Raw genomic sequence first — 19378 nt, 5'->3', positions numbered from 1 at the left:
GCTTATTGGCCAGCCGGGTCGCAGCGCACTTGGTTCATGTAGATCGAGCAGTTGTACTTGTTGCCTTGAAAGCTTGCTTGGTAGCGCGTCGATTCACGCTGCCGGTCAAAGCCGAAGACCTGCACATGGGCCTCCGTGCTGCTGAAGTAGTTGGCGGTCTTCTCGGCAATGGCCTGGTCCGACAGCACGGCATTGCTGCCAATGGGCGCCACCACATCGCAGCCCTGCAACGCCAGCACGGCGGCGCAGAGGGCGGGCCAGGCAGCGAAGGAAAAGCGCTTGCGCGAAATGGAGGGGGTCATCGGTGCATCCTGTGGGTAGCGGCAATGCGCTACTGTCGCACATCCGGCCGCTGCTGTCAGGGGGCCTGTCAGCTGACTTGCACGGCCACGGGCGCGCTTGCCACCGCAGCAGCCGAGCGCGCATTCCAGCGCTGCCAGGCCTTTTCATGGAAGAAGAAGGCAAAGGCCTGCACCGTGGGCTCCAACAGGCTCAGCGTGAGCGAGGCGATCAGGTTGCCGGTAACGGCATAGGCCACCATCGCGGCCACCGTGATGTGGATCAGGTAGTAGCTGGCGGTCTTCTTCAGCGTTTGGCGGTTGTTCTGCAGGCTGCGGCGGAGGGAGGACATGGCGGGCTCTTTCTTTCAATTCATCAATGGCGGTTCTGTAAATGATATGTATTAGCAATGGCAAAGGCCAATGAATCCTCGCTAAAAAAACCATAGGCTTGGCTAATACCGCCAGTCGCAGGCAGGCGTCCCACCCGCCAAGGCCTGCGCTATGATGCGGTGCGGTTGCCAACCGGGCGACGTAATAACACCTTCATAACAAGCCAGACGACCTATGACGACGGACCAGCAACGCAGCTATACGGCACCCTGCCCGGGTTGCGGTGCACCTGTGGAATTTGCCAGTGCCCAGTCGGTGTTTGCGGTCTGCCCGTATTGCCAAAGCTCCATCGTGCGCAATGGCGATGTCTTGAAGCGCATCGGCAAGATGGCCGAGGTCTTCAACGACTACAGCCCGCTCAAGCTGAACCAGACCGGCCAGTTCGCCAAGGGCAGCGAAGGCTTTCGGCTGGTAGGCCGGCTGCAGTACAAGGGCGAGACCGGCAGCTGGAACGAGTGGCTGGCGCTGGGCGACAGCGGCGAGACCGCCGTCATCAGCGAGGACAACGGCCAGTTTGTGCTGAGCCGCGCCAGCCAGGCCGCCACCAAGAACCTGCCGCCGGCCGACCGCTGGCAACCGGGCCAGAGCATTGCGATCAGCGGCGTGCAGTACAGCGTAACCAGCGTGGTGCTGGCCCAGCTGATAGCGGCCGAGGGCGAGATGCCGCACCAGCCCGAGCTGGGCAAGCCCTTTACCGTGGTGGAGCTGCGCACCGAAGACGACAAGGTGCTGTCCATCGACTACAGCGACAACCCACCTGCGGTCTACCTGGGCGCGCCGGTGCTGCTGGGCTCGCTCAAGATTGCAGGGCTGAAGACCACGTCCAACAAGAAGGACCAGGGCCGGCACTTCAACTGCCCGCGCTGCGCGGCGCGGGTCGATATCAAGCTGGACACCACCCAGAGCCTGACCTGCCCGAGCTGCGGCTCGCTCATCGATGTATCGCAAGGCATTGGCGGCGAGCTGCGCGCGGCGATGCAGAAGGACCCGGTCAAGCCCCTGGTGCCGCTGGGCAAGATAGCGACCCTGGGCGGCAGCAAATGGCAGCTGGTGGGCTTTCAGCACCGCATCGGCATCGAGCCCGATGACGACGAATACTTTGGCTGGGACGAGTACCTGCTCTACCACAGCCAGCAGGGCTTCCAGTTCCTGGTCAACAGCAGCGAAGGCTGGAGCCTGGTCAAGACCCTGACCGGCGCGCCCGACTACCGCGCAGGCCGCAGCACGGCGACCTGGAAGCAGCAGACCTACCAGCTGCAATCGCGCTACCGCGCCGAGACCACCTATGTGCTGGGCGAGTTCTACTGGCCGGTGGCCCGGGGCGACAAGACCGACAATGTGGACTTTGCCCGGGGCAAGGATGGGGCGCAGCTGCTGAACCTGGAACAGGGCCCGCATGAGCTGAGCTGGTCGCTGGGCCGCAAGATGACGCCCGAGTCGGTGGCCTCGGCCTTTGGCATGAGCGACCAGGTGGCGCTGTTCAAACCCGAGACCAGCAGTTTCACGGTGCCCAAGCTCGGCTGCATGCCGGTCATCATCGGCCTGTTCCTGCTGTTCTTTTTGCTCATCTGGTTGTGGCCCAAGGGCTGCGATACTGCGCTGGAGCGGCGCAAACTGGCCGCCGACCCGACCTATGTGAGCAAGTGCAGCAGCAGCACGGGCAGCGGCCGGTCGTCCAGCGGTTCATGGGGTGGCTACAGCTCCGGCGGCAGCCACAAATAAACAATCGCTGGCAACAGCACGGCGCACAGCCCAAGCCGGGCGCGCTTTTGACGAAGGAGAGAGTTGTGATGGATTTGGAATGGTTCCGCCCTGCGGCGTTTTTTGGCTCCATCCTGTTCGCCATGGTGGGCGTGGTGGTCTTCTGGCTGTGCTTTCTGATCATCGACAAGATCACCCCCGTAGACATGTGGGCCGAGATTGTGGAAAAGCAGAACCTTGCGCTGGGCGTGGTGGTGGCCGCGATGAGCCTGGGCATCAGCATCATCGTGGCAGCGGCGATCGGCTAGCACTGATCCTGCGCGGGCGCTGATAGCCAACGCTGTCAGGCGCCTTTTGCCACGCTAGTGGCGCCTGTTTTGTACGCAGGCGCCCTGTCTTTTTTCTCTTTTTCAGCCAACACTGCGGGCGCCTGCGCGCCTTGCAAGGCTTCTGCAGCTCTCGCCCGTGTCGACCTCCACCCCCGCCACCCCTTCTGCCAACGCATCCCCCAGCCCCAGTCCGAATAGCCCCCTGGGCGCGGGCGACGCGCTGGAGTTTGGCCATGCCGCCCTGCCGGAAGGCGGCGTGCGGCGCGCCAGCCCGCTGGAAGTGGCGATGCTGTTCAGCGTCTTTGTGGTGGCGGCCTGCGGCCTGCTGTATGAGCTGGCCGCAGCAGCGCTCGCGTCCTACCTGCTGGGCGATTCGGTGCTGCAGTTCTCCACCATCATCGGCACCTATCTGTTTGCGATGGGCATCGGCTCCTGGCTGTCGCGCTACCTGGTGCGTGAGCTGCCAGCGCATTTTCTGCGCATCGAGCTGATGGTGGCGCTGGTGGGCGGGGCCTTGCCTGCTGTGCTGTCCATCATCAACGCCTATGTGCCCAGCGCCTTCCACTGGATGCTGTACGGCACGGTGCTGGTGGTGGGCACCCTGGTGGGGCTGGAGATACCGCTGGTGATGCGCATCCTCAAGCGCAATGTGGTGCTGCGCGATCTGGTCTCCAAGGTGCTGACCTTTGACTACCTGGGCGCGCTGGCGGTGTCGCTGGCCTTTCCGCTGCTGCTGGTGCCGCACCTGGGACTGATCCGCACCGGGCTGGTGTTTGGCCTGCTCAATGCGCTGGTGGCAGTATGGGCGCTGTTTCTCTTCAAGGAAGAGCTGCGCCGCTTTGGCAGCCATGTGCTGGCCTGCGGCCTGGTGATTGCCGCCCTGCTGGGCGGCTTGGTGGGCGCCGAGCGCCTGACTTCGCTGACCGAGGACCACTTCTACCAGGAGCCCATTGTGCTGGCGCGCACCACGCCCTACCAGCGCATTGTGGTGACCCAGGGCAAGCGCGGCGCGCGCCTGTACCTGAACGGCAACCTGCAGTTTGCCCAAAGCGATGAATACCGCTACCACGAGGCCCTGGTGCACCCGGTGATGAGCCGCTTTGGCGCGCCGCGCAAGGTGGCGGTGTTTGGCGGTGGCGACGGCATGGCCGTGCGCGAGGTGCTCAAGTACCCCTCGGTCGAATCGGTGACCCTGGTCGAGCTGGACCCGCAGATGACCGATCTGTTCCAGAACGTGCCGAGCATGCAGGCGCTCAACAGCAATGCCTTGAACGACCCCAAGGTGCGCATCATCAATGCCGACGCCTTCCAGTGGCTGCAGAAGGCCGACGAGGTGTTCGATGTGATCATCGTGGACTTCCCCGACCCGACCAATTTTGCGGTGGGCAAGCTGTTCACCAACAGCTTTTACGCAATGCTGAGCCAGCATTTGGCCGCCAGCGGTTTTGCGGTGATCCAGACCACGTCACCGCTGATCGCGCGCGAGAGTTTCTGGACCGTGGTGACCACCGTCGAATCGGTGGGCATGCAGGCCACGCCATACCACGCCCATGTGCCCAGCTTTGGCGAATGGGGCTTTGTGATTGCCAGCCGCCGCCCCTGGAGCCTGCCGAGCAGCTTGCCCGAAGGCATGCGCTTTTTGAGCCTGCCCAGCCTGCCGCTGTTGTTTGATTTCCCGCCCGACATGGCGCGGGTGCCGACCGAGGTGAACCGCCTGTCCAACCAGGTGCTGGTGCACACCTATGAGCGCGAATGGGGCAAGGTGGCGCACTGACATGACGGCCTGCCACCCTTGCCCACTGCGGACCGCCCAGTGATGCAGCGCCGCTCCGTCCTGAAAGGCGCCGCCGCGCTGGCTGGCAGCAGCGCGCTGGCCGGCTGCAAGCCCGCGCCACCCAGCACCAGCGCCGCCCATATCCAAGGCGGCTTTGTGGGCCAGGCCTGGGAGCGCGGCCATGCGATGCGCGACCGCCTGGCGCAAGGCCTGCCGCTGCCCGCACCCAGCCGAACCCACCGCGTGCAGGTGCTGATTGCCGGTGGCGGCATTGCCGCGCTATCAGCCGCTCGCGCCTTGCGCCTGGCAGGCGCCAGCGATGTGGCCCTGCTGGAGCTGGAAGACCAGGCCGGCGGCAACAGCCGTGGCGGCACCGTGCAAGGCCTGCGCTGCCCCTTAGGCGCCCATTACCTGCCGGTGCCTGGCGACCAGGCCCCCGAGGTGCAGGACCTGCTCGAAGAGCTGGGCGTGCGCCAGCGCGTGGCCGGCCGCTGGCAGTACAAAGACGAGTACCTGTGCTTCAGCCCGCAGGAGCGCCTTTTTATCCACGGCGAATGGCAGGAAGGCCTGCTGCCCACGCAGGATGTGGCCGCCAGCACCATCGCCCAGTACCAGCGCTTTGCCCAGCTGGTGGACAGCGCCATGCGCGCCCAGCCCTTCAGCATGCCAGCGATGCGCAGCTGGCAGGCCCAAGGCGGCCTGGCCCCCGCCCACCAGGCACTGGATGCGATCCGTTTTGACACCTGGCTGGCCCAGCAGCAGCTGGACGACCCGCACCTGCGCTGGTACCTGGACTATGCCTGCCAGGACGACTTTGGCGCAGGCTGCGCCCAGGTATCAGCCTGGGCCGGCCTGCACTACTTTGCCAGCCGCCACGGCTTTCAGGCGCCAGGCATGCCGGACGATGCGCATGACAGCGTGCTGACCTGGCCGCAAGGCAATGGCTGGCTCAGCGAGCAGCTCGCGGCCCCGGTGCAGGCCGCCGGCTGGCTGCACAGCGGCCACACGGTGATGCGGATTGCCGAGACGCGCCAAGGCGTGGAGATCGACAGCTTCAACCACGCCAACCAAAGCATGGAGCGCTGGCAGGCCGCGCACTGCATCGTGGCGCTGCCGACCTTCATCGCGGCCCATGTGGTGCAAGACCCACCCGACTTTCTGCGCGCCGCCGTGCAGGCGCTGGACTGGGCACCCTGGCAGGTGACCAATGTGCATATCCGCGCGCCGCTGCGCGACCGCCCCGGCGCCGAACTGGCCTGGGACAATGTGCTGTACGACGATGTGGCCCACGGCGGCCTGGGCTACGTCAACGCCGGCCACCAGCGCCTCAATGCAATGCAGCAACTGCCCACCGTGCTGACCTGCTACCGCGCCTTGGGCGGCAACCAGCCCGGCGCCAGCGCCCGCAGCGCCCGCCAGCAACTGCTGGCCCAAAGCTGGGAGGCCGCCCGCGACCAAACCCTGGCCACCCTGGCCCGCGCGCACGCCGACATCTACGAAAAAACCACCCATGTCGAGGTCATGCGCTACGGCCACGCGATGGCCATCCCCCGCCCCGGCACCCAGACCGTGCTGAGCCGCATCGGCCAACCTGCCAGCAGCGCCAAGCGCCCAGCGCTGATCAACGGCGAGCGCATCCAAGCCCTGCCGACCCCCAGCACCGGGCGCCTGCATTTTGCGCACAGTGATTGGTCAGGGTATTCGGTGTTTGAGGAGGCGTTTACGCGGGGGTTGTATGCGGGGGTGGGGGTGGGGTGATGGGTGCTTTGGAATCTGCGCCAAGATCGGGTTCGGGTTGGCGCAGGCGCTGAGAGAAGCAGCAAAACGACTGCTGGCATTCCATCTGTACATTCCTCTCGCCGCATCCCAGTAAGCAGTGAACCCACCACCGCCAAATGCTATTGGTCGAACGACTTCATTCTGAAGTCCGTTTGGTGGGTGTTTCAAAAATAGAAAACTGGCCTTTGAATATCGCACAGACATCGGTGCCTATCCCCGGCGCCGCAAATCTGTAGCTCCATGCTACGTCAGCCATTCCAGCGTCTGATCTTAAATTCTGAAAACGTTTGTATAAAGATACTTCTTGCTTCAAAGAGGAATTTGCCTTTAGCACAACAATCTCCGAACGATGCCCAAACGCATATATAGGTCTAATTTCTGTTTTTGCGTCTCTGTATTTCGCAGAGTAGTTTATTCCAAAACCGAATATGGACCAAGGAAAAAAATCGTAGAGAATGCCCAAGTCTTGGGACGAGATGTTATCGATCGAAACGACTAACACATCGTTATTTTTTGGCTCAACGCTAACATGCACAGGGCACGCCTGAACCGATGCGCTTAAGCCAACCAGCGCCCATAAAAATCTAATATCAATCACCTTTATCATTAGCTCTCACATTTGCAGCATTAAAAATCCAATTTATGATTTGATAGTTTTATGTCGGAGGAGACTTGAGCACACCCTCGAAACGACGGCAATGCTCTTCAAAAATCTCACTATTTGGAATATTGTATTCCCATGCAATTGAAACTCTATCACTAGAAATTCCAGAGTAAAGCGAGGATAAATAACCAATATTAACCTCACTAGAGATTGAAGATTTAGGACCCAATTTTAAAATCAATGTATTTCGTCCGACCCCATGCACCTGTTGGATTCTTTTGCGGTCAACAAACACATGAAATTCCACACCACCAGACGAAAGCACCCACGGTAGTCGGTCGTATTGAATTTCATGAGGTTTACTCATATTATTCTTGAGACCTAATTCAAGACTTCCGCTGCCTTTTTCTATCAAGATGAAATCTACTGGACAGCTACTATCAGATAAAGATGATCTAGAAAACAAAATTATTGCAAGAAACAAAATTTTTCGCACATTATTCAAAACCATCATTTATCCTTATAAGCATTCTCTCACCTAGCCAATAGTTATCAAATGTGATAACTATCTTTTTCACCCATTTATCTTTTAGCGCTTAAGAATATCAATAAAAAATTGCAAATCGAAAAAAGAATGATTTGAAAGATAAACAAATTAAATTCTGAATCGTTCATACGAAAGAACTCAAAGTCTTTCTTAAACAAAATAGCCAAAATATTTATTTTAGCCACCAAAAATGATTCTGCAATCGAAATTATTAAAGATAGTGCAGCGGCTGTTTGAAGATTGATTATCTTTTGAGAGAAATCAATATGGAACAGCAGAATAGATATAACAAGGTACACCGGAGTCAGCAGGAGATAGATTCCAAAAGTGTACACATACAGCACAACAAAATTGCATGCTGTAGTAATTACAAATAACTTCCTCCCTATATGCATAAACCCCATTTTTCCTGATTAGTCTTGCTTGCAAATTTAAGGCAATGCCCAGCATCTATAGGTCAATAATAAATTTCCGATACCATGAAGAGGGGCATGCCTCAATAAAATTCTCTTGAATCTCGCGCGCCTCATTTTTTCGGCCGGATTGGCGCATCGAATAAAAGTCGCTGATTGCCAATTGGCATCTTTTATTCCATAAACTATCTGCACGCATAATTTTAATGATTATGCACTCTAAATTTTTCCACTCAAAATCCTGACCTGGCAATAGATCTTCGCACAATATTCTCAATAAGAATATCTGTTCGCTGTTCATCTTAATACGATATGTGATACTGCCGTTCTTAAAGTCCGCAAGCATCTGGAATGCAGACTGCAAAGGATCATTAGTCATGACCCCCTTGTCTTTTCTTAGCAATATATCATCCTAATTTTGCCCACTTTCATTATCACTCTTTGCTAATGACCACCGCCCTTTATACGTGCTCGGTGCTTTTCAACATATCCTAAACTAAGCCTTGAATCATACGCAACCCATACCTCAACAATACTTCCGGACGTCGCGATATCGTTTTTAAAATGAAATATCACCTTCTCTTTATTTTCCAGCACTATACTGAAAGGCCGTCCATTTTTCGTGTTATAGAATCCCAATGGCACACACTCATAATCACTTCCTCGCCTAGGCCACGTTAATTCACTCAATTTTAAATCTGTGATTTTTTCATCACCGCCTACATTTATTGAAACGACAATATTACCAATTAATGGGGAATTACAATCATAGCCTCTCGCATAGAAATGCAATTCATTTCTACCTTTATGCAATATAGTTTCTACTGAAATAGCACCACTCTTACTTGTGTCGATACGCGCTATTCGCTGTGAGAAATAGTCATAATTCACAAATAAAGTACAACCAGTGACAAAGAAAGATAGAAAAACTATTTTTATCATGCGGAGCCATAATTAGAGTTGGAGTTTGTCTCTTCAGGAGGGCCTGCTGGTCTATGCCCCCAGCCTGGGGACCAAGGACGGTTAGCGGGTTCAGGGACTCCACATCTCGATGCGAGCGTATATGCGAAAGTATTGCTATTAGGGCCGAGCAGTCTGTAGTTGGAAGGATTGCTATAAGCTTCATATTCCTTTGATAGACATTTATTTAATTCACAATTTTCCACCCATGGACCGCATATAGAATTTGCAGCATTATTAAATGGATCGTTTATCATCTTCTCGCCATTACCATTTGTAGAGGTTCCCAAAGGAGGTGGCCCCTGAAGCCCTAGTGTTCGAGTCTGGGAGTGGCAATTTTCACAAGGTTGTTTTGCTTCGTCTTCAACTTCGTTTATAAAACAATGATAGGCTTTTACCCCTATCACCGAGACGATCTGTATGCAGCAAACTTGTGCTTTTAGGCCAACAGAATCAATGAAATATAGAGGATTTGCAAATCCGTAACCATAGAAATTAACTCCAGCGCTAAGACCAACAGGGTCTGACTTCATATATCTACCAGTTTCAGATCGATAGTATCTGTAGAAGTTATAATGCTTTCCGGATTCTTCATCCCAATACTGCCCCGGAAATCTCAAATTCACCCGCACTGAGTTTTCGACTTCCTCCATCGCACCAAACGATTCCGCAATAGTTTTCCACGTGATCGCCCCCGTCTTATCTGTCGCGATATGAGGTGTCCCCAGGTGATCCGTATACAGGTAGTGGTAAGCCGTGTCAGGCTTGCTCAAGCTGCCATTAACAGCTTCGGCTTGCCAGATGGGGTCAGTACTCCATGACCCTTGCTGCCCGGAAACGGGATTGAACCCATAAGCCAGCTGCAACGTGCCATCCTTATCCAACTCCCCCATCAGCGCCTGCTCGCTGTAGATAAGGTAGGTCACTTGCATGGCCGCGTCTTTGGTCACGCTCTTGCTGATTCTGCGGCCGAACGGGTCATAGCGGTAATGGGCTTGCGTGCCATCACTGCTCTCGTAGGTGATCAGCCGCTCGGCGGCGTTGTAGCGGTAGGTCTTGCTGTCCTGCCCACTCGTTTCCTGCTGGGTATGGCCCTGCGGGGTGTAGCTCACCTGGGTGTCTACCGCAGGGCTTGGGCTAAACGGCGTTTTGCTGGGGTAGCGGACCATTTGGTTGTCGGCGTTATAGCTCCAGGTGCCCGGCTGGTGCGCGCTGCTGGTGCGGTTGCCTACGGCGTCATAGCCATATTGTTCGCTGGGCAGGCCCAGGCCCTGCAGGCTTTGGTCTGGCGTCGCCTGGGTGAGGCGGTCTAAGCTGTCATAGCCGTATTGGGTGGTGCCCAGGTCGCTGTCGATCTGGGTGATATTGCCGGCCTTGTCGTATTGGTAGGCTTTGCTGGCCAGAACCTGGTCGCTGCTGTTTTTGACCTGGATGCGGGTGGGGCGTTGCAGGGCATCCAGCGCCAAGGATTTGGCAGCGCCTGGGGTTTGGATGCTGGTGGGAACGTTCCACTGGTAGTTTTGGTAGCGGATTTCACTGCCGTTCGGCAGGGTGATCTGGGCAAGCTGCCCATTGTTATAACTATAGGTTTGCGTGCTGCCGTCGGGGTAGGTCTGGCTTGCCAGCTGGCCGTCGCTGTTGAAGCTTTGGCCGGTGGTGAAGTTGAAGCTCCCTGAGTCATCCACCTTGCCATACGTCGTCTGGCTTTGTACTGTGCGCCCTTGAGGGTCTTGTGTGTATATGACGCTGCTGATGAGGTTTGCTGCACCATCTTTTTGTTCGTAAGCGGTGAGCTGCCCATCCTTGTGGTATTGGTAGGCGATCCGCTGGTCAGGCGTGCTGCCTCCGATCTTGTGTTCTTCCGCCACCATCTGTCCCGCACTATCGTAGACATAGGCCTTTGTGTTGCCTCCCGCATCGGTCCGCAAGATCAGTTGGTGGGCAGCGTCGTAGCGGTAAGCAATGGCTCCGCCCATGGGACGGACTTCTTTGATTTGCCTGCCCACCTTGTCGTATTCAAAACGGTGGGTGTTGCCGTTGGCATCCCTGAGGCTGGTCAACTGGTCAAAGGCGTTCCAGCTTTGACTTGTGGTCTGCCCTGCGGGATCGGTGCTCTGGCTCTTTCTGCCCAGCGCGTCGTACTCAACCAACGTTGTCTTGCCTCCTGGATCGGTGCTCGCCACACGCTGACCCAGCACATCGTAGGTTTGGCTTTGTGTGCGAGTTTCGTTTCCCCCAAGGTGCTGCATAGTGACGATCTGCCGCCCTTGCTGGTCATACCGGTAGGTCTCTTTGTAAGTGGGGTACTGGGTTGCAATCAGCAGCCCTGCCTGCTCAGTATCATCTGCCCCGTATTCGTAGCGGGTGGTGTTGCGTGCAGGGTCCTTGGTGGCTTGGATGCGGCCTCTCTCGTCATAGGTGGTTTCCGTGACCAAGCCGCTTTGGCTGATGGACTGAATCGGCCAGCCGTTGCTGTCATACACGGTCCTGCGACCGGCACCTTCGTTCTCACCAGGCGCCAGGATCTCAATCACCCGGCCTCTTTGGTCATAGCGGGTGATCTGGGTGTTGCCCATCGGGCTGATGACATGCGTTCGCCTGCCTCTGGCGTCATAGCGGATTTGGGTGGCGTGGCCTAGCGGGTTGGTGGCCTTGGTCACATTGCCAGCGGCATCCACCTCCAGGCTGGTTGTGCGGTTCAATGCATCAGTCCTGCTGGTGGGTGCCCCCCGCAAGTCATACGCCATCTTTCTGGCATGCCCCTCACCATCGGTTTGAGTTGTGACGTTGCCCGCGCTGTCGTACTGCCAGCTTTGGGTAATGGCATCCGCCTTGGTCGCATCCCCCGCGCCCTTGGTGGTGCTGGTGAGTTGGCTGTGTTGGTCGTAGGTGTAGAGGGTTGTGCGCTCTTCGGGCAGGCCTTTGGCCTCCACCCATTCGGTCACATTCCCCTTGCTGTCATACCGCCAGGTACTCACAACCCCCAGCTGGTTGGTGTAGCTGCTCTGCCGTCCAAACACGGGCTCGTACGTGTACTTCTCCACGCTGCCATCGGGGTGGGTGATTTGCAGCGGTTGGTAGTTGCTGTCGTAGGTCGTGGTGGTGCTGTAGCCCCGGGCATTGGTGTACTTCTGTTGGTAAGCGCCATCCCATTGGTTGGAGGCGGTCTTTTTACCGTTGAAGGTACGACTGAGTTCGTTGCCTTGCAGGTCGTACTGGGTGACGGTGGCGTTGCCCCGGCAGTCGGTGTAGGTGACTTCAAACACCCGGCGCTCGCGCAGGTAGTTGTTGGCGCCCGTGGATGCGCAGCCGCTTTGCCCATCAAACTGCCCCACGCGCCCGCCGCCCCACAGATTGGCCAGTTTTTGCGTAGTGCCGCTGGTGCCGGTGGGGTCGATGGTGACGCCCTTCTTGCCCAGGCTCAGCATGGGCTCGGGCGCGGGAATGCTTTGGATGTACTGGGCGCTGATCTTGAGGCCCAGCGGGTCGGTGCGGCTGGTGATCTGGCCGTTGGCGTCGTACTCGTACTTCCAGGTGTGGCCCATGACGTCAGTGACCTGAGCCAGGCGCTGGCCCGCCCATTGGTAGCTGACGCTGCGCCCGGCCAGGTCTTCTATCTTGGTGATCAGGCCCCCCGCCATGGTGACGGTGTAGATGGTCTTGTCAAAGTGGTCCAGGATACGGGCGCTGGTGGCGCTGTCATAGGCGAAGCTGACTTTGACGCCGCTGGCGTTGGCATAGCTTTGGATGACGCCATCTTGGTTGTAGTTGATGGTGTTGCCAAAGCGGTCGTACCACTGCCAGCCGGTGTGCTGGCCTGCGGCATCTTTGAGTCGTTTGATGTAAACGGGCGCATTGCCTTTGCTCTTGGCCATGTACAGATCGCTTTGGCCGCTGCGCTCGTAGAGCACTCCCACCCGTTCGATCACTTTGGCGTCGCTGCCCAGCGGATCGAGCTCAAAGCTGAGCGGTGCCCAGGCGGGGTTGAGCCACCAGCGCCCCTGGCTCCAGGAGCGGGCAATGTCCAAGCTGCCGCCCAGCACTTTGACGCTCAGGTCGGTGTTGCTCTCTTGGTACTCGCCATTGATCCAGTTGATGCGTGGCTCGCCGGCTTTGGCGACTGGGGTGAAGCCCAGCTCGGTGTTGGGGACGAAGGCGCCAATGCCTGAGATGCCTTGGGCCGAGGCCCAAAATGCGCTGGAGAGTAGGTAGGCAAACAGACTTCCTCGTATCCACGCCGAGGTGATGGGCGGCTTGGCCGGTGGCTCTGTTCCTCGGCCGCAGTGCATAACGCTAGGCATGTGTAGATCCCTCCCAACTCTGTTTTTTGGTTTTTGCATTCACGAGGCGCCATCGCCGGAATCGCTCGCGCCTTAAAAAATATCAATTAATGAAATTTGATAGTTTTTACATTTGATGCAGCAATGCTTACGCACAACTGACAAGTCAGTGGAAATGCAACACAGAACAAATTGAAAAAAGGGAAGATCTCGCATCGAGTCCGCTGCTTCTCTATGCAGCAGCCCGTTAGGTGGTCATCCTCATGGGGCAGCTGAAAGAGAGCCTGTCTTGCGCACACCCCCCACCCTTTCGCAACCCCACCCCCGCCATAGCCACACCCCAACCAGGGATTGCCACCCCGCCCTAGCCGCAGGAATGGTTCTCATTTAAGATAAAAGATATATCTTAGACACGGATTGAACACACCATGCCCTTGCAACTGAGCCTTCCCACTTCCCCTTCCCCCGAGCTGTTGGCTGCGCGTGCGCCTGAGCGGGCGCGCCATGAGATCAAGCTGCGCCGTACCACCGTTGAATCGGTGGAGCAGCTGACGCCGCATATGCTGCGCATCCGTTTGCAGGGTGCCGACCTGGCGGGATTTACCAGCCTGGGCTTTGATGACCATGTGAAGCTGCTGTTTCCGGATGCCAATGGCGAGCTGCAGTTGCCGCCACCCGGCAGCGAAGGCCTGCCGCCCGCGATGCGCGAGGCGATGCGGGACTACACGCCCCACTCTTACGATGCGCAGGCGCAGACCTTGGCGATTGACTTTGCGGTGCATGAGGCCGGCCCTGCCACGGCCTGGGCGCTGCAGGCGGCCGCTGGGCATGCACTGGGTATTGCGGGGCCGCGTGGCTCCTTCATCGTGCCCACGGCGTTTGATGGGCATCTGCTGATTGGTGATGATGCGGCGCTGCCAGCGATCACGCGCCGCCTGCGCGAGCTGCCTGCCGGCACTCAGGCGGTGGTGGTCGTGGAGGTGAATGACGCGGCCGACGAGCAAGCGCTGGACAGCGCTGCCGACCTGCAGGTGCACTGGGTGCACCGCCAGGGCCAGCCGGCCGGCGATGCGCAGCGGCTGCTAGCGGCTTTGCGCCAGATTGATGCGCCAGCCGGCGATTACTACAACTGGGTGGCGCTGGAATCGGCGGCCGCCAAGGCGCTGCGTGCGGCGCTGATTGCCGAGCATGGCGCCCACCCCAAATGGACCAAGGCAGCGGCCTACTGGAAGCGCGGCAGCTCCGGTGTGCATGAAGTCATTGAAGAGTGACCGCACACATCCATCATCAAGGATAGGAGCGCAGATAGTCCAGCAGCTGGACGATGCGTGCCTTGGTGACGCGGTTGCGGTACTCGCTGCGTGACAGCGCGGAGGTGCTGCCGAAGTCCTTGGCGTTCCAGGTGCCATCGATAAAGGCGGCCTCGGTGGTTATAAAGCTCAACCAGTTGCGCTGTGAGGCGCGCAGCTTTTGTGCGCCAGTAGGGCCTACCTTGGTCATCAGCTCGCGGTAGATCTGGTTCAGTTCCACATCAAGCTGCTTGGCATAGGCGCTGCTCGCGCGCAGCATGTCGGCCGTCGTGTTCTGGTTGGCGACGGCGGCCTCCAGCGGCTGTATGCGCTGCTCAAAGGCAGCCATTCGGTCGGGGGCATCGGGGTTGTCCACGGCCATCGCGGCTGTCGATACCAATATGGCAGCGCCCAAGAAAGTGGCACGCATCGATGGCCAGCGGGTCTGGCGGCTGTTGTTGAAGACCATGGTTTACTCCTTAAAACTGCTTAAAAACCGAGCAATAGGATCAGTTGATCTCGCTGGCCGCAATCCCTGCATTGCCGGATTGTGGGGCTGCCGCGCCGGACGGTGTGGCGCGGCGCCAGACCATACCGCCATCGGCCGTGGGCGCAGGTTGGCCCACACTGCCGGATGACACCGGTGAGACGACCACACCGCGCTCGATCGGCGGCGGGTTGCCCGAGGGCTGGCCCTGCGGCGCGCTGGCGCTACCGGGTAAGGCGGGTGCCGCCGTTGCCGGGTTGGATGGCACCGGGTTGGGCGATGGACCAGGCACCACGACACCGGGTTGCGGCTGGCCCGCATCGGCCGGGCGTTGCGCAGGCATTTGCGGCTGCTGCGCTGGCGGTGGGTTGTTCTGGAAGACGGGGTAGTCGCCCTCGCCACTTGGGCCGCGCGGGCCCGCGCCGCTCTGGCCGATTGGGTGGGCCTCGGGATCGTCGATCACAGGCGCATCACCAGGATTGCCGCGATCGGGCAGCTGCTGCATTGCAGGCGGTTGCTCAAACGGATCGACCGGTTGCTTGTTGTCGCCAAAGCCCAGCATCCAGCTGCGCAGGCGCTGCACAAAGGTGTTGTTCTCGGCGGGCATCTCAAAGCGGGCCTGTGCCTGCACCAGCTTGGCGCGCTGCGATGCGGCCGCCACTTCGGCGACGACAGGCAGCGCACTGTGGGCGCCCTGGCCCCAGTAGTCGTTCAGCTGCACGCGGCTGTCGTTGAAGCCGACCCAGGCACCGCCCACCCAGTCCGGGTGCGCCAGCATGAACCAGCCGTCGGCATTGTCTTGCGTGGTGCCGGTCTTGCCGATCCAGTCGCCGCTGACGCCATAGCGCGCCACACCCCGACCCGTGCCCTTGGTGATGACGCCGCGCATCATGTCGATCAAGCCATAGGTGACGCCGCTGTCCAGCGCCAGCTCGGGGGCGGGTGGCTCAAACTCGGCCAGCACCTTGCCTTCGCGGTCCGTAATGCGGGTGACCATGACAGGCGCGCGGTAGCCGCCGCCATTGGCCAAGGTGGAATAGGCGGTCACCATCTCTTGCAAGGTGACCGGGCTGGTGCCCAGCGCCAGCGACATCACATCTTCGAGCTTGCTGTCGCGCACGCCCAGCGCCCGCGCCAACTTGGCCACCTTGGCGGGGCCGACCTTGGCCATCACCTGCGCGGTGATGGTGTTCTTGGAGTAGGCCAGGCCATCGGCCAGGGTCATCGGCTGGTCGGAGGGCGGGCCGCCATCGGTGGGTCGCCAGAACTGACCGCCGCCCAGCGGAATCCGCACGGCCTCGTCCATCAGCTGGTCGCTGGGCAAGGCGCCATCCTGCAGCGCGGCGCCATAGACAAAGGGCTTGAAGGTAGAGCCAGGCTGGCGGCGCGCTTGCGAGACATGGTCAAACGGGTCGATGGCAAAGTCGCGGCTGCCCACCCAGGCCAGCACATGGGCGTTGCGCGGGTCCATGGCCATAAAGCCCACTTGCACGCGCACCTTGTCCTGGCGCAGGTTGGCCATGAAGTCGGCATCGGCCAGCAGGCGCTGCAGCGCTTCGTCCTTGTCCTGGCCATCGGCCACCGCCTGGCGGTAGACGGCGCTTTCGCGCACAAAGCTTTGCACCAGCGGGTTCTTGGCCGTCCATTGGTTGCGGTTGCTCCACAGGCCATTGGCCGTCACCTGCAGCTGGCGGCCCTGGCGCACCACGGCCTGGTTGGCCCATTGCTGCACGCGCGAGTCGATGGTGGTCTGCACCACCAGGCCATCGGCGTAGATGTTGTAGTCGTTGGCATCGGCCCATTCGATCAGCCACTTGCGCAGCGCCTGCGCAAAATGCGGCGCCATGCCCACGGCCTCGTCCTGGCGCTCAAAATCCAGCTTGATGCCGCGTTTTTTGAGGGTCTCGAAATCCTGGTCGCTGAGCTTGCCGTGCTTGTTCATCTGCGCCAGCACGGTGTTGCGGCGCTGCTGGGCCCGCTCGGGGTTTTGCACGGGGTTGTAGTAGCTGGTGCCCTTGAGCATGCCAACCAGGGTGGCGGCTTCGAGCACGCTCAGCTTCTGGGCGGGCTTGTCAAAGTAGGTGCGTGCGGCCATCTCGATGCCAAACGCGTTGTAGAGAAAGGGCACGGTGTTGAGGTAGGTCTCCAGGATCTCGTCCTTGGTGTAGGCCGATTCGATCTTGTAGGCCGTCACGGCCTCCTTGAGCTTGCGGTTGAGCGAGCGGGCGCGGCCGATTTCCTCAGGGAACATATTGCGCGCCAACTGCTGGGTGATGGTGGAGCCACCCTGGGGCCGGCCCATGGCCGTGTGCAACACCGAGCCAAAGGTGCGGCGCCAATCGAGCGCGCCATGCTCATAAAAGCGGTGGTCTTCGGTGGCGATCAGCGCGTTGATGACGTTGGGAGATATGTCCTTGAGGGCCACCCATTCGCGGTTGGAACGCTTGTACTGCGCCAGCACCTTGCCATCGGCCGACAGCAGCTGGGTCGGTGCCTCGACCTTGTTTTTCTGGATATCGCCGATCGATGGCGTCAGCGGAATCAGCAGCAGCACATAGAGCAGCAGCAGCACCGGCAAGGCCGCTACCGCCAGCAGCCATTGCTTTTTGCTGCGCGCGGCCAGCCACTGGCGCAGGCGCCGCGCCTGCACGGGCAAGGCGCCCGCTGCGCGGCGCAAGGTGGTTGTCAAAGCGGAAATAAAAGGGATCGCCATGGAAGGAGTCTGCAAAGCCTGGGCCGGCATCGCGCTGCGCGCAGGGCTGCTGGGGCCAATCCGCCATTGTCGGGCAGGCGGGGTTTCCCCGCCTGCCGGCTGTGCAAAGCAGACTGCAAACCATGTAACAAATGTGGGCTGCTGCCAACGTCAGACGCGGCGCCTACAGCGGACTTTCAGCGGCTTTAGCTGATTTAATCATCAGATTAACGACGGATAATGCCTGGCAGCCCGCGCCCCCCGATGCTTTGTGCCTGGCGTGTTGCCGCAGACCGGTATCACTCCATGAACCAGCCGTGGCTGACGATCAGGGACTGCCCTGTCAGCGCATTGGTGGGAAAGGCCGCAAAGAACAGCGCGACACGCGCCACATCGTCCACGGTGGTGAACTCGCCATCGACGGTGTCCTTGAGCATCACGTTCTTGATCACCTCGGCTTCGCTGATGCCCAGCTCCTTGGCCTGCTCGGGGATCTGCTTGTCCACCAGGGGCGTGCGCACATAGCCCGGGCAGATCACATTGGCGCGCACCCCTTGTGGCCCCCCTTCCTTGGCGACCACTTTGGCAAGGCCTTCGAGCCCATGCTTGGCCGTCACATAAGGGGCCTTGAGCTTGGAGGCCTCTTTGGAGTGCACCGAGCCGGTGTAGATGATGCTGCCGCCACGGCCCTGCGCATACATGTGCTTGATGCAGGCGCGGGTGGTGAGGAAGGCGCCATCGAGCTGGATGGCCAGCATTTTTTGCCACTCCTGCAGGCTGAATTCCTGCACCGGCTTGACAATCTGGATGCCAGCATTGCTCACCAGGATATCGATGCCGCCATAGGCCTTCACCGCGGCTTCGACCGAGGCGTCCACCTGGTCTTCCTGCGTCACATCGACCGCCAGCCCCAGGGCGGTACCGCCCTTGCCTGCAATATCCTTGGCCGCCGCCTCGGCGGCTTCCTGCTTCAGATCGGCGATCACCACCTTGGCGCCCTGCTGCGCATACAGATCGGCGATGGCCTTGCCAATGCCACTGGCGGCGCCCGTCACATAGGCCACCTTGCCTGCGAGTTGCTGAACCATTTCTTCTTCCTTTCGACCGGAAAAGCGGTCACAAATCCCAAGTCTCGCGCTGCACTGCAGCATGCATCCGTAGGAGAGCAAGCCGTTTGCATGACAAGCGCCAAACCCTTGGCGCGGCCCCTGCCATCCGGCCCCGCGATAGGGATGAGCGCCAGCAAGCTCTACACTTGCGGTTTTGCCAGACTCTTCGAACAAGACCATGAACATCACCAAAGACTGCGCCGTCACCATCCAATACAAGGTGACCGATGCGCAAGGCAAGCCCCTGGACAGCGGCAACCTCGCCTACCTGCATGGCGGCTATGACAACATCTTCCCCAAGGTGGAAGCCGCTTTTGAAGGCCAGGCCGTGGGCTTCAGCACCAGCGTGGATCTGGCGGTGGAAGACGCCTTTGGCGTGCGTGACGAGAGCCTGGTGCGCGTCATCCCCAAGAGCGAGTTCCCACCCGGGGTGAAGGTGGGCGGCCAGCTGCGCGGCGCCAATGACCGTGGCGAGCCCCAGGCCTTCTATGTCAAGAAGATCAAGGGCCCGGAAGTGCACCTGGATGGCAACCACCCGCTGGCCGGCCTGGCGCTGCGCTTTAGCGGCAAGGTGGTCGATGTGCGTGCTGCCAGCGAAGAAGAAATTGCCCACCGCCATGTGCATGGCGCGCACGGCCACCACCATTGATACCCGGCGCAGCAGGGCGCTTTAATACCTGCTGCGCTTGGCGTTGTTGATCCCCCAGCGGCTCACGCAGATACCTGGCGTGCCAGCCGCTTTT

General features: G+C 59.5%; 16 protein-coding genes. 6 read left to right on the top strand and 10 right to left on the bottom strand.

The window, feature by feature from the left end; translation table 11 throughout:
• Nucleotides 1-2: 2 nt before the first annotated feature.
• Complete coding sequence (locus LPW39_RS09760; protein ID WP_230774086.1) at nt 3-302, bottom strand: hypothetical protein; 300 nt, start codon at nt 300-302, stop codon at nt 3-5.
• A 68-nt stretch (nt 303-370) separates the two neighbouring features.
• Nucleotides 371-631: a DUF2061 domain-containing protein gene (locus tag LPW39_RS09755; protein WP_230774084.1), complete on the bottom strand. Its 261-nt coding sequence runs from the start codon at nt 629-631 to the stop codon at nt 371-373.
• Nucleotides 632-845: 214 nt separating this feature from the next.
• Between LPW39_RS09755 and LPW39_RS09750 the strand changes: the two genes are divergently transcribed.
• The 4 genes from LPW39_RS09750 to LPW39_RS09735 all read left to right on the top strand — a co-directional run bounded on the left by LPW39_RS09750 (nt 846) and on the right by LPW39_RS09735 (nt 6233).
• Nucleotides 846-2393 carry a DUF4178 domain-containing protein gene (locus LPW39_RS09750; RefSeq protein ID WP_230774082.1) on the top strand — a complete coding sequence of 516 codons (1548 nt, stop codon included), beginning with the start codon at nt 846-848 and terminating at the stop codon, nt 2391-2393.
• Nucleotides 2394-2461: 68 nt separating this feature from the next.
• Nucleotides 2462-2680, top strand: a complete 219-nt coding sequence (locus LPW39_RS09745; protein WP_021027983.1) for a DUF350 domain-containing protein — start codon at nt 2462-2464, stop codon at nt 2678-2680.
• Between the two features lie 307 nt (nt 2681-2987).
• Nucleotides 2988-4475, top strand: coding sequence for a polyamine aminopropyltransferase (locus LPW39_RS09740; RefSeq protein WP_230774325.1), 1488 nt, complete (start codon nt 2988-2990; stop codon nt 4473-4475).
• A 42-nt stretch (nt 4476-4517) separates the two neighbouring features.
• Nucleotides 4518-6233 carry an FAD-dependent oxidoreductase gene (locus tag LPW39_RS09735; protein WP_230774080.1) on the top strand — a complete coding sequence of 572 codons (1716 nt, stop codon included), beginning with the start codon at nt 4518-4520 and terminating at the stop codon, nt 6231-6233.
• Between the two features lie 157 nt (nt 6234-6390).
• Here the strand turns inward: LPW39_RS09735 and LPW39_RS09730 are convergent, their stop codons facing one another.
• The 5 genes from LPW39_RS09730 to LPW39_RS09710 all read right to left on the bottom strand — a co-directional run bounded on the left by LPW39_RS09730 (nt 6391) and on the right by LPW39_RS09710 (nt 13079).
• Entirely contained in the window at nt 6391-6861 is a 471-nt protein-coding gene (locus LPW39_RS09730; RefSeq protein WP_230774078.1) for a hypothetical protein, read from the bottom strand.
• A 49-nt stretch (nt 6862-6910) separates the two neighbouring features.
• A complete protein-coding gene (locus LPW39_RS09725; protein ID WP_230774077.1) occupies nt 6911-7372 on the bottom strand; it encodes a hypothetical protein in 462 nt (153 codons plus the stop codon).
• A 483-nt stretch (nt 7373-7855) separates the two neighbouring features.
• Entirely contained in the window at nt 7856-8197 is a 342-nt protein-coding gene (locus tag LPW39_RS09720) for a hypothetical protein (protein WP_230774075.1), read from the bottom strand.
• 65 nt (nt 8198-8262) lie between these two features.
• A complete protein-coding gene (locus tag LPW39_RS09715) occupies nt 8263-8760 on the bottom strand; it encodes a hypothetical protein (RefSeq protein ID WP_230774074.1) in 498 nt (165 codons plus the stop codon).
• Nucleotides 8757-13079 (bottom strand): RHS repeat-associated core domain-containing protein, encoded by a 4323-nt coding sequence (locus tag LPW39_RS09710; RefSeq protein ID WP_230774072.1) that lies wholly within the window; start codon nt 13077-13079, stop codon nt 8757-8759. Before LPW39_RS09710 ends, LPW39_RS09715 begins: the two co-directional genes overlap by 4 nt.
• Before the next feature lie 407 nt (nt 13080-13486).
• Here LPW39_RS09710 and LPW39_RS09705 point away from each other — a divergent pair, with 407 nt between their 5' ends.
• On the top strand, nt 13487-14329 hold the full coding sequence (locus LPW39_RS09705) for a siderophore-interacting protein (RefSeq protein WP_230774070.1): 843 nt from the start codon (nt 13487-13489) through the stop codon (nt 14327-14329).
• A 16-nt stretch (nt 14330-14345) separates the two neighbouring features.
• On the opposite strand, the gene LPW39_RS09700 is transcribed toward LPW39_RS09705, so the two are convergent.
• The 3 genes from LPW39_RS09700 to LPW39_RS09690 all read right to left on the bottom strand — a co-directional run bounded on the left by LPW39_RS09700 (nt 14346) and on the right by LPW39_RS09690 (nt 18614).
• Complete coding sequence (locus LPW39_RS09700) at nt 14346-14816, bottom strand: lysozyme inhibitor LprI family protein (protein ID WP_230774068.1); 471 nt, start codon at nt 14814-14816, stop codon at nt 14346-14348.
• 40 nt (nt 14817-14856) lie between these two features.
• Nucleotides 14857-17547, bottom strand: a complete 2691-nt coding sequence (locus tag LPW39_RS09695) for a penicillin-binding protein 1A (RefSeq protein ID WP_230774066.1) — start codon at nt 17545-17547, stop codon at nt 14857-14859.
• A 278-nt stretch (nt 17548-17825) separates the two neighbouring features.
• Nucleotides 17826-18614: a 3-hydroxybutyrate dehydrogenase gene (locus LPW39_RS09690; protein ID WP_230774058.1), complete on the bottom strand. Its 789-nt coding sequence runs from the start codon at nt 18612-18614 to the stop codon at nt 17826-17828.
• 199 nt (nt 18615-18813) lie between these two features.
• Here LPW39_RS09690 and LPW39_RS09685 point away from each other — a divergent pair, with 199 nt between their 5' ends.
• A complete protein-coding gene (locus LPW39_RS09685) occupies nt 18814-19284 on the top strand; it encodes an FKBP-type peptidyl-prolyl cis-trans isomerase (RefSeq protein ID WP_230774056.1) in 471 nt (156 codons plus the stop codon).
• Nucleotides 19285-19378: the final 94 nt, after the last annotated feature.

The organism is Comamonas koreensis, assembly GCF_021026195.1.
GTDB lineage: Bacteria > Pseudomonadota > Gammaproteobacteria > Burkholderiales > Burkholderiaceae_C > Comamonas > Comamonas koreensis.
Note: the sequence above shows the minus strand (reverse complement) of the source record. Positions and strands in the feature narration are given on the sequence as shown.